Below are 9354 nucleotides of genomic sequence, written 5' to 3' on the forward strand. Positions count from 1 at the left end.
ATGAATAAATGTCGTTACAGGCCCATATCCATGTGTAAATGCGAGCGCAGTTCCAGTCATCGCCTCTCAAATACGCCACACGCCCGCCGTGCACCCATTGCCCACCCATCAGCCATCTTTGATACCCCCATTATGGGGGGGGGTTATTGCCAGCTGACTTTCAGTCTAAAAGTGGAAAACCTCTATTAACATAGCCATCTACCTGCGGAAAATCGGACAACATTACTGGCGCGATTTTCGTGACTTTTTGCCCCATTATTTATATCTACGTAACCGTAGGTTGGCGCTCACAAGTAAGCCGAGTTTTGGTAACCTGAGCCGTGAGCCGAGAAATTCTCTTCGACGAAAAAATCAACGCCCCCACCGGGAAGGATTGGAAAATGTCGTCCTCTTCATCTCTCGCCCCATCTGCAGTTCTGAACAAGGAACAGCATGAAAAGACCTGGGAGAAATTCGGTACCGAGCAATACGACGTCGTCATTATCGGCGGCGGTTCTGTAGGCGCTGGCGCTGCGCTCGATGCCGCAACCCGTGGTTTGAAGACTGCGGTCATTGAAACTCGTGACTTCGCAGGCGGTACCTCTAGCCGCTCCTCAAAGATGTTCCACGGCGGTCTGCGCTACCTGCAGATGTTGGACTTCCGCCTGGTAGCTGAATCCCTGCGCGAGCGCGAACTGTCCATGTCGCATCTGGCACCGCACCTGGTTAAGCCACTGCGCTTCGTCTTCCCTCTGACTCACCGCGTATGGGAGCGTCCGTTCATGGCATCGGGCTTCTTCCTTTACGACGTCATGGGTGGCGCCAAGCAGGTTCCGATGCAGAAGCACTACTCCCGCAAGGGAACCCTGAAGCAGGCTCCGGGCCTGAAGGAAGATGCCGTGGTCGGCGGCGTTCGCTACTACGACACTCTGGTTGACGATGCCCGTCACACCATGACTGTCCTGCGCACCGCTGCTCACTTCGGCGCTGACGTCCGCACCTCCACCCAGGTTGTCGACTTCGTGAAGGAAGGCGAGCGCATCGTCGGCGCGAAGCTCCTTGACACCGACACTGGCGCGACCACCACTATCCGCGGCAACGTTTTCGTCAACGCCACCGGCATTTGGTCCGATGAGATTGAGAAGCTGGCTGGCGTCACCGGCAAGTTCCGCGTCCACACCTCCAAGGGTGTCCACATTGTTATTCCGAAGTCCGCTCTTGAGGGCTCGGTGGCAATGACCTTCGTGACTGAGAAGTCCGTCCTGTTCGTTATCCCGTGGGGTGAGTACTGGATTATCGGTACCACCGACACCGACTGGACCATGAACCTGGCAAACCCGGCAGCTACCCGCGCTGACATCGACTACATCCTCGATCACGTCAACGCCAAGGTTCGTCGTCCGATTACTTACGACGACATCGTCGGTGTCTACTCGGGTCTGCGTCCACTGGTGGAAGGCGACTCCGACTCCACCACCAACCTCTCCCGTAACCACGCTGTTGCCCACGTTGCTCCGGGCATGGTCTCCGTCGCAGGCGGTAAGTACACCACCTACCGCGTCATCGGTGCCGATACCATTGACGCTGCAGTCCAGGATGTCCCACGTAAGGTACCGGAGTCCGTCACCGCTGATGTCCCGCTACTCGGTGCTGATGGTTACCACGCACTGAACAACCAGAAGGCAGAGCTGGCCAAGCAGTTCGGTATCACCGAAAAGCAGGTCGAGCACCTGCTCAACCGCTACGGCTCCCTCATCTACGAGGTTCTGGCTCCGGCAGCCGAGGACAAGTCCCTGCTCGAGCCGCTGGAGGCCGCTGAGCAGTACATGCGCGCTGAGGTTCTCTATGCAGTGACCCACGAAGGCGCAAAGCACCTCGACGACATCCTGGAGCGCCGCCTGCGTGTCTCCATGGAGTACGCACACCGCGGTGTCGACAGCGCCCGGGCCACCGCTGAACTGGTTGCCCCAGCTCTGGGTTGGGACAAGGAGACGATGGAGAAGGAAATCAAGGTCTTCATCGAACGTGTCGAAGCAACCCTGGCAGCTGAACGTGAGCTGACTGACAAGGCCGCTAACGAGATTGCTGCTCATGCAGTGGAGACTCGCGCGGATGTCGACGTCAGCCTCGACCGCTAGTTCATTTCCCACCCTCCCCTAGGTGGCCATACGAGTTAGCTCTTGAATGGCCACCAGCGCTGTAGCCACAACGAAATAGCTTCCTTCTCGGGAAAACGGCTTCGCACTTCAAAGGGCTGATGGGGTCGAAATAAAAGTGCCGGCGAAAAATAGTTTCTCGCCGGCATTTCTTATACCTAAAGAATTCTACGTTGCAAGATTCATCGTGACCTTGCCCGGTCACGACTCACAGAGAGTTTCTACATCTCATGGAGACAATCACAGGATCCCAGGCATTCCTCTGGGAGTTTTTCGGAACCGCCATTCTGATTCTGCTCGGTAACGGAGTCTGCGCCTCTATCAACCTCCGGACTACCCGCGCAGCAAATGCTGGTTGGATGGGCATTGCCTTCGGTTGGGGCATGGCTGTTTTCGCTGGCGCATCTATTGCCGACGTATCCGGCGGGCACTTGAACCCAGCGGTAACCGTCGCCCTGGCAGTCAAAGGCAGCCTGGCTTGGAGCCTGGTCCCCTACTATGCCGCAGGCCAGCTGTTGGGCGCATTCGTAGGTGCAATCCTGGCATGGGCCGCGTTTAAGCAGCTGTTCGATGCCAATGGCGTTGACGACAACGGCAATCCGACCAATGCGAATGCCGAAACCGGTGGCAACTTCTTCACCGCGCCGGTTCATCCAAATAACTTCTGGAATGCCGTCACCGAGTTCATCGCGACCTTCGTTCTGCTCGCATTCATCCTGTTCGGCCCAGCCGGCGGCGAGCTTGGCCCGCTGACCTACTTCGGTGTCTCGTTCATCATTGTGTCGATTGGTCTTTCCCTTGGTTCCCCGACTGGATACGCTATCAACCCTGTTCGTGACCTCGGCCCCCGTTTGGCCTACGCTTTCGTGCTCCCGATTAAGGGCAAGGGCGATGCGAACTGGGCATATGCATGGGTCCCGATTGTCGCACCGATGCTGGCAGCTGTGGCTGCAGGCGCTCTTGCCTTTGCCATCGGATAACGGGAATATGAGAGTAAACGCACAATAAAATAGCGCAAGTCCGAAAACTCACATTTACACACAATTTCGCTAGGAGTATCCCCCATGATGCACAGCAAATATGTCCTCGCCATTGACCAGGGAACTACTTCCACCCGCTGCATCATCTTCAACCATGACGCAGAGATCGTCACTATCGCCCAGATGGAGCACAAGCAGATCTTCCCGGAAGAGGGCTGGGTCGAGCACGATGCCCAGGAGATTTGGACCAACACCCGTCGCGTAGTCAGTGAAGCTCTCGCTGATGGCGACATCTCCTCCCAGGACATTGAGGCAATCGGTATCACCAACCAGCGCGAAACCACTGTCGTCTGGGACAAGAACACCGGTGAACCGGTCTACAACGCCATCGTCTGGCAGGACACCCGCACGAACGCCATCTGTAAGGAGCTCATGGGGGATGAAGGCGCGGACCGCTGGCGTGAGACCACGGGCCTGCGTATCAACTCCTACCCGGCAGGCCCGAAGGTGCGCTGGATCCTCGACAACGTCGAGGGCGCTCGCGAAAAGGCCGAGGCTGGCGACCTGCTCTTCGGCACCATCGACACCTGGCTGCTGTGGAACCTCACCGGCGGCGCAGAGGGAGACAACGGCGAATCTGCAGTCCACGCAACGGACGTCACTAACGCATCCCGTACTCTCCTGATGGACCTCAAGACCCTCGAGTGGGATGAGGACATTTGCCGTGAGATTGGCATTCCAATGTCGATGCTGCCGGACATCCGCCCGTCGGTAGGCGACTTCGGCCGCGTTCGCGCCCGCGATGCGCTGGCCGGCCTGCCCATTACAGGTATTCTCGGCGACCAGCAGGCCGCCATGTTCGGCCAGGGCTGCTTCGGCGAGGGCGACACCAAGAACACCTACGGCACTGGCCTGTTCATGCTGATGAATACCGGCGAGAACCCGAAGTGGTCCGAGCACGGCCTCATCTCCACCGTCTGCTACCAGGTCGAGGGTGAGAAGCCGGTCTACGCTCTCGAAGGCTCTGTCTCCATGGGCGGCGCACTTGTTCAGTGGCTGCGTGACGAGCTGCAAATGATTCCAAATGCCGCTTCCATCGAGAACAAAGCAAAGAGTGTCAAGGACAACGGTGGCGTGTACATCGTTCCGGCATTCTCCGGTCTCTTCGCTCCTCGTTGGCAGCCGGACGCCCGTGGCGTCATCGTCGGCCTGACTCGCTTCGTTAACCGCAACCACATCTCCCGCGCTGTGCTGGAGGCTGCTGCATACCAGACCCGTGAGGTTCTCGATGCCATGGTCGCAGAATCCGGCACGGACATCACGACGCTGAGCGTTGATGGCGGCATGACCATGAACGAGTTCCTCATGCAGTTCCAGTCCGACATCCTAGATGTCACTGTCACGCGCCCGAACAACATTGAAACCACAGCTCTCGGCGCTGCATATGGTGCAGGTCTGGGCGTTGGCTTCTGGTCGAGCTTGGATGAGGTCAAGGCCCACATCACGATTGACAAGAAGTGGCGTCCGAAGATGGAGGCCGAAGAGCGCGATCGCCTGTTCCACCAGTGGAACCGTGCCGTTGAACGCACCTACGGCTGGGTCGAGGATACCGATGCTGAGGAGGCACCGAAGCCTGAATAAGCCCTCGTAAGAGCCTAAAAATGGCTCGGAGAACCGATTCGGTTTTCCGAGCCATTTTTATTATAAATTCAGGGCTTATTTGTTATAATAAAATTATTATCACTACCATCCGCTCCTCGATTGAAAATAGAAAAGAGCAATCATGCGTCGCGCATCGATTTTCACTGCGAGTGTGACCACCGCCCTGACTTTGGCACTGGCCACCCCGGCAGCATCAGCAGCCCCAACGGACTTCATCAAGAACCCGCTGGAGCCAACCCCTGACCCGCAGTCCACTGCAATGGTCGAACTGCCAACTACCCCGGCGCCGACCACTACAGTTGACGGACGCCACGTGACGGTCACCGACGGCTACATGACCTCACAGGATGGCAAGGGCACCCAGATTTACTGGAAGTCCAACACCATTCCGAACGCCAAGGCCACTGTCGTCGTCGTGCATGGCGCTGCAGAGCACCTGGGTCGCTACGAGTGGGTAACCGGCAAGCTTCTGAACGCCGGCTACAACGTCTACCGCCTCGACCACCGCGGCCACGGCCACACGGGTCAGGTTGAAGGCACTCCAGTTGCTCGTGGCCACATCGATGATTTCCACTCGCTTGTCGATGACCTGCACATGCTTGTAGAGAAGGCCAAGGCGGAGAACCCGAGCACGAAGACCTTCCTGCTCGGCCACTCCATGGGCGGTCTTGCTGTGGACTTCCACGGCATCAAGTACCCGGGCAGTGTCGACGGCATCGTCGCCAACGGCGGTGGCGCTCTGTTCAACCCCTACGGCGGCACGGACAAGGGCGAAACCATCACCCCAGAAGCCATGACCGATGTCCAGCGCGAAGCACAGCCGACGATTTACCAGCGTTTGCCGTTCCAGGACATGACTACTTTCAACACGCGCATGCTCAAGGAAGTACCGAACCGTACCGAGATGCGCGTCCCATCGCTGCCGGGCACTGACCTGATTCAGGTTGGCAACCCGCTGGGTGCGAAAACCTCTTCTTCCCAGGCAGTGCGTGATGAATACGGCACTGATCCGTACAACAACTCCAAGCTTTCGCTCGGCATGGGACAGCAGATGGCGTTTGCCGCTACCTACAACGGCACCAACTCCGTCGACTTCGTTGAGCCGACCCTGGTCATGATGGGTGGCCAGGATGAGATTGTGCCGCCGTTCTTCTCGCGTGACTGGTACAACGGTATCTCGTCCACCGACAAGCAGCTGATCGAGTTCGAAGGCCAGTTCCACGAGACCTTCAATGAGCCGGCACAGCATGAGGCCATTGCGACGGCTATTGCCTGGCTTGATGCGCGCATCTAATTGAGCGCTAAATAGGAACCGAACCGGTTCCTAACAGTTACGAGTTCTTCATAGAGCTAACCCGGTGGAATGGGGGCGATTGTCTTCTGACAATTGCCCCCATTTTCTTTGCCCTGTTCTCTGCCAGCTGTATAGGCGTTCAGTACTTGGCAATACAAACTACTGGGGGTATAGTTGGCATTACAAGGTACTAGGTATGAAAAGCATTATGCTCAAACAACTTCCTTCTACCGCCGGAAAGAGAGCACAACGCCATGCCCAAACGCCCACAAACACAACTGAAGAAGGGAGTACTCGAGCTCGCCATTCTCAAGCTGATTTCTCGCGAAGAGCTCTATGGCGCGGCACTCGTCGCAAAGCTCAACGCCTACTCCCACCTCAGCGCGCCCGCAGGAACCGTCTACCCCCTACTCTCGCGGCTTACCACCAACGGCTTGATTAGCAATCGCTGGGAGGAATCCCCCAAGGGGCCGCCCCGCAAGTACTACTCACTAACAGACAAAGGACAGCAAACACTCACGCAGCTACATCAGGATTTCATCGACCTATCCGCCGACATGACCGCACTATTTTCCGAGGAGCCCCAATGAACACCTACCTCACCGCCATCGACCACAAACTGCGTGAAATCGGCATGCCGCACGCGCAACGCCAGGCAATCATTTCCGAGCAGGAGAGTCTTCTGCAAGAGCTTAACGACGTCCACGCAGACCTGGCCGAAGAGCTGGGAACGGCGACCGAATACGCCGAGCGAGTCGCCGAACAAGTTGGTGAACCGAGCGCTTTGCGACGCTACCTCAGCAACCCACTTCGAGCATTTTCCAAGCGCGGTCGCGCTTCCCTGTGGAATATGAACGACCCGCGGATCCTCCAACCTCACCTGTTGGGTTTCGGCTGGTCCGTTAATTGGGCTGCGGTGGCCACCAAGCTGGGCATTGTCCGACCGGACGATATTGACGGTGAGGTTATCTCTGAAATTCCGGCTCGCGCACTGCAGGCGACCGCTTTTCTCCCCGCGGCTGTGACGGTTGCGCACGGAGTCGCACTGACCAGGTGCTGGAAGCAGTTGCCTTCCGAAGTCCACACAAAATGGAAGCTAAACGGCGAGGCAGTTCAAAAGACAGCACCGAAGGAAACTCTGCTTCTTCCCTTCGTGGTTTCTACGGTCGGAGCTGGATTCTCAGCTGCTTCGCTGCTCAAGGCAGATGACCGCGAAGATACTCTGCGCGTCGCGTCCCTAAGCGCGCTCGCAAGCACAATTGCGCCATCTCAGCTGATCGGCGTTCTCACGGAAGAAAACTCCAAGCTCAATCCGGCCTTAGTCCACGCTGGTGTTGCTCTGACGTCGGTCGTGGCTTCGGCCGCATGCCTTGTCTTTCCCCTCTTCGCGGGGCTGAAGGCCACGTGGAAGAAAGCTGGGGTGTCGTAAACCATGTCGATGTAATTCGGGCAGGTCAAAGCGTTACTCCGCAGCCCGTCAGCACCGGCCTGCTCGCTATTGCAATCGAAGTACTTCACAGCTAGGAGCTGTAGGCCAACAGCTCCTAGTAGAAGACGTTGCCTCTCCGCCTAGGATTCCCCTTTTCCCGCCGACGCAACCCGACCGCTTAGTCGGAGCATTGTAGCCGCAGCTCCTACATAATCGGCGCAATCGCCATCAATTCCGATGCAATAGCCGGAATAATCGCAAGACCGCCGGAAAACCAATACCCCAGCTTGCCCATTTCTAATGGTGCGCCCAAACCAATCTCAATCGAGGAAAAATCATTAGTCTCCCGCGGCTTTCCTCGGACAAGCGCGCAATAAACAATTGCCACGGCAGCCCACAGCATGGAATACATGGGGCTCATCGGCATTCCTGGAAGGAATTGTGCGGCCATTCCCAGGACGGTCACAACGCTCAGTATCGCCACTCGCCACGGCAGCTGACCTGGCGCTTCGAGCCTAGTCGCCCGCCATACTGCAGAGGCAAGCACCGCCCAGCAGAGTAGTACAAGTGTGCGCCCACCATTTCCAATCAGCGGGACAACCGAAAACTCCGCCAATGCAATCGCAACAAATAGCAACGGGATATACCCACGCCGCACCAGCCTGCGCAGCATCAACACCGGCAAGGAAGTTTGCGCGAACGGCCGCTCCTTGACCTTGGCATTCCGCAGCCAGGAAGCAGCGTAAATATTCGATGCCAGCTCCGCATTAAAGAACATCAGGGTCACACGAGTCATCGATTGTGTCACGCCATTAGAAAGCACCGTCGCCAAACGACGTGGTCGTGCAACCCCAAGGACATATCGGAAAACCCCGCCAATGCCGAACCCAAATACGGTGAACACCAGCACCTGGAGCCAGCCATCGCGGTCAATGCCGGGAAATCGACGTGCGGGGCGATACTCCCATTCCCAGCGGTCGCGGTCAACGGACCTCAGCGGAGCCATTCGTTCCGCAAGGATGGCCAGCAATAAAACAATGCCGACAATTCCCGCTATTTGGTAGGCGCTCGGTAGATCCATCGTAAAGCCTGCGAAACTCACAACCGGATCTCCCTGTCTGCATCCTCAATGAGGCGTGGCGAATGCGATGCCACAATCACCGTGGCCCCAGACTGCGCCATGTGACGAAGCTGCGTGCACAGCAGCTGAGTCCAATCCCTATCGAGGTGTCGCTCGGGCTCATCCAACACCACAATCGGAGCCGCGACCGCCAATTGAATTCCCAAGTTTGCCCGCTGCTTCTGACCACTCGAAAGCCGACTGGGCAACGTGTTGGGCAGCTCGGAGACATGCCAAGGCTCCAACCGACTCAGCAGCGTATCCATGTCCACACCTGCGCGCAGTGAAACCAGGCTAATGTGCTCGCCAAGCGTGAGGTCCGGTAGAAATGCTGGATCAGAAATGCTGGTCACACAGCCAGCGCCTTGCGGGCTTGACGGATCAACGAAAGTTTCTTCGCCCTCGCAAGCAACTCGCACAGTACCTTCGATTGGCTCTATCTCACCAGCAATGGTGCTGATCAACGTGGTTTTTCCAGCGCCATTTGGGCCGGTGATACTGACGAATTCCCCCGCACCGACTTTCGCAGTGATTTCACCAAGAATGCTGTTGTGGCCAAACTTGCAATCAACTTCGAGAGAAGTTTTTCCTGGTTCAATCATGCTGCTGTTATCCGCCCTCTTTTTTACCGGCTTCGTGACAATTTATTGGCTCAATCCCCCACCTACTTTTTAGCGCAGCCCGTTACCTTGTGAGTGTCCCCGATAATGGGGATAGTCGCTGGTCCGGTATGG

8 protein-coding genes are annotated in these 9354 nt (G+C 57.2%); 6 read left to right on the plus strand and 2 right to left on the minus strand.

What is annotated here, in order from left to right; all coding sequences use genetic code 11:
* The first annotated feature begins 380 nt into the window (after window positions 1-380).
* From ADB08_RS06175 to ADB08_RS06200, 6 genes are all read left to right on the plus strand, one after another.
* Window positions 381-2117 carry a glycerol-3-phosphate dehydrogenase/oxidase gene (locus tag ADB08_RS06175; protein ID WP_049171859.1) on the plus strand — a complete coding sequence of 579 codons (1737 nt, stop codon included), beginning with the start codon at window positions 381-383 and terminating at the stop codon, window positions 2115-2117.
* Window positions 2118-2365: 248 nt separating this feature from the next.
* On the plus strand, window positions 2366-3115 hold the full coding sequence (locus ADB08_RS06180; RefSeq protein ID WP_179078173.1) for an MIP/aquaporin family protein: 750 nt from the start codon (window positions 2366-2368) through the stop codon (window positions 3113-3115).
* Between the two features lie 84 nt (window positions 3116-3199).
* On the plus strand, window positions 3200-4756 hold the full coding sequence (gene glpK, locus ADB08_RS06185) for a glycerol kinase GlpK (RefSeq protein ID WP_049171835.1): 1557 nt from the start codon (window positions 3200-3202) through the stop codon (window positions 4754-4756).
* Window positions 4757-4898: 142 nt separating this feature from the next.
* The gene (locus ADB08_RS06190) at window positions 4899-6071 is read left to right on the plus strand and encodes an alpha/beta hydrolase (RefSeq protein WP_049171838.1); all 1173 of its coding nucleotides are present in this window, start codon (window positions 4899-4901) and stop codon (window positions 6069-6071) included.
* A 254-nt stretch (window positions 6072-6325) separates the two neighbouring features.
* A complete protein-coding gene (locus tag ADB08_RS06195) occupies window positions 6326-6661 on the plus strand; it encodes a PadR family transcriptional regulator (protein WP_049171840.1) in 336 nt (111 codons plus the stop codon).
* Window positions 6658-7500 carry a DUF5808 domain-containing protein gene (locus ADB08_RS06200; RefSeq protein WP_049171842.1) on the plus strand — a complete coding sequence of 281 codons (843 nt, stop codon included), beginning with the start codon at window positions 6658-6660 and terminating at the stop codon, window positions 7498-7500. Before ADB08_RS06195 ends, ADB08_RS06200 begins: the two co-directional genes overlap by 4 nt.
* A gap of 205 nt (window positions 7501-7705) precedes the next feature.
* Here ADB08_RS06200 and ADB08_RS06205 read toward each other — a convergent pair whose 3' ends face one another.
* The gene (locus ADB08_RS06205; RefSeq protein WP_049171843.1) at window positions 7706-8602 is read right to left on the minus strand and encodes a hypothetical protein; all 897 of its coding nucleotides are present in this window, start codon (window positions 8600-8602) and stop codon (window positions 7706-7708) included.
* The gene (locus ADB08_RS06210; protein ID WP_049171845.1) at window positions 8599-9222 is read right to left on the minus strand and encodes an ABC transporter ATP-binding protein; all 624 of its coding nucleotides are present in this window, start codon (window positions 9220-9222) and stop codon (window positions 8599-8601) included. Before ADB08_RS06210 ends, ADB08_RS06205 begins: the two co-directional genes overlap by 4 nt.
* Window positions 9223-9354 lie beyond the last annotated feature (132 nt).

Source organism: Corynebacterium sp. 239_CJEI, from assembly GCF_001055995.1.
GTDB classification, from domain to species: Bacteria; Actinomycetota; Actinomycetes; order Mycobacteriales; family Mycobacteriaceae; genus Corynebacterium; species Corynebacterium jeikeium_D.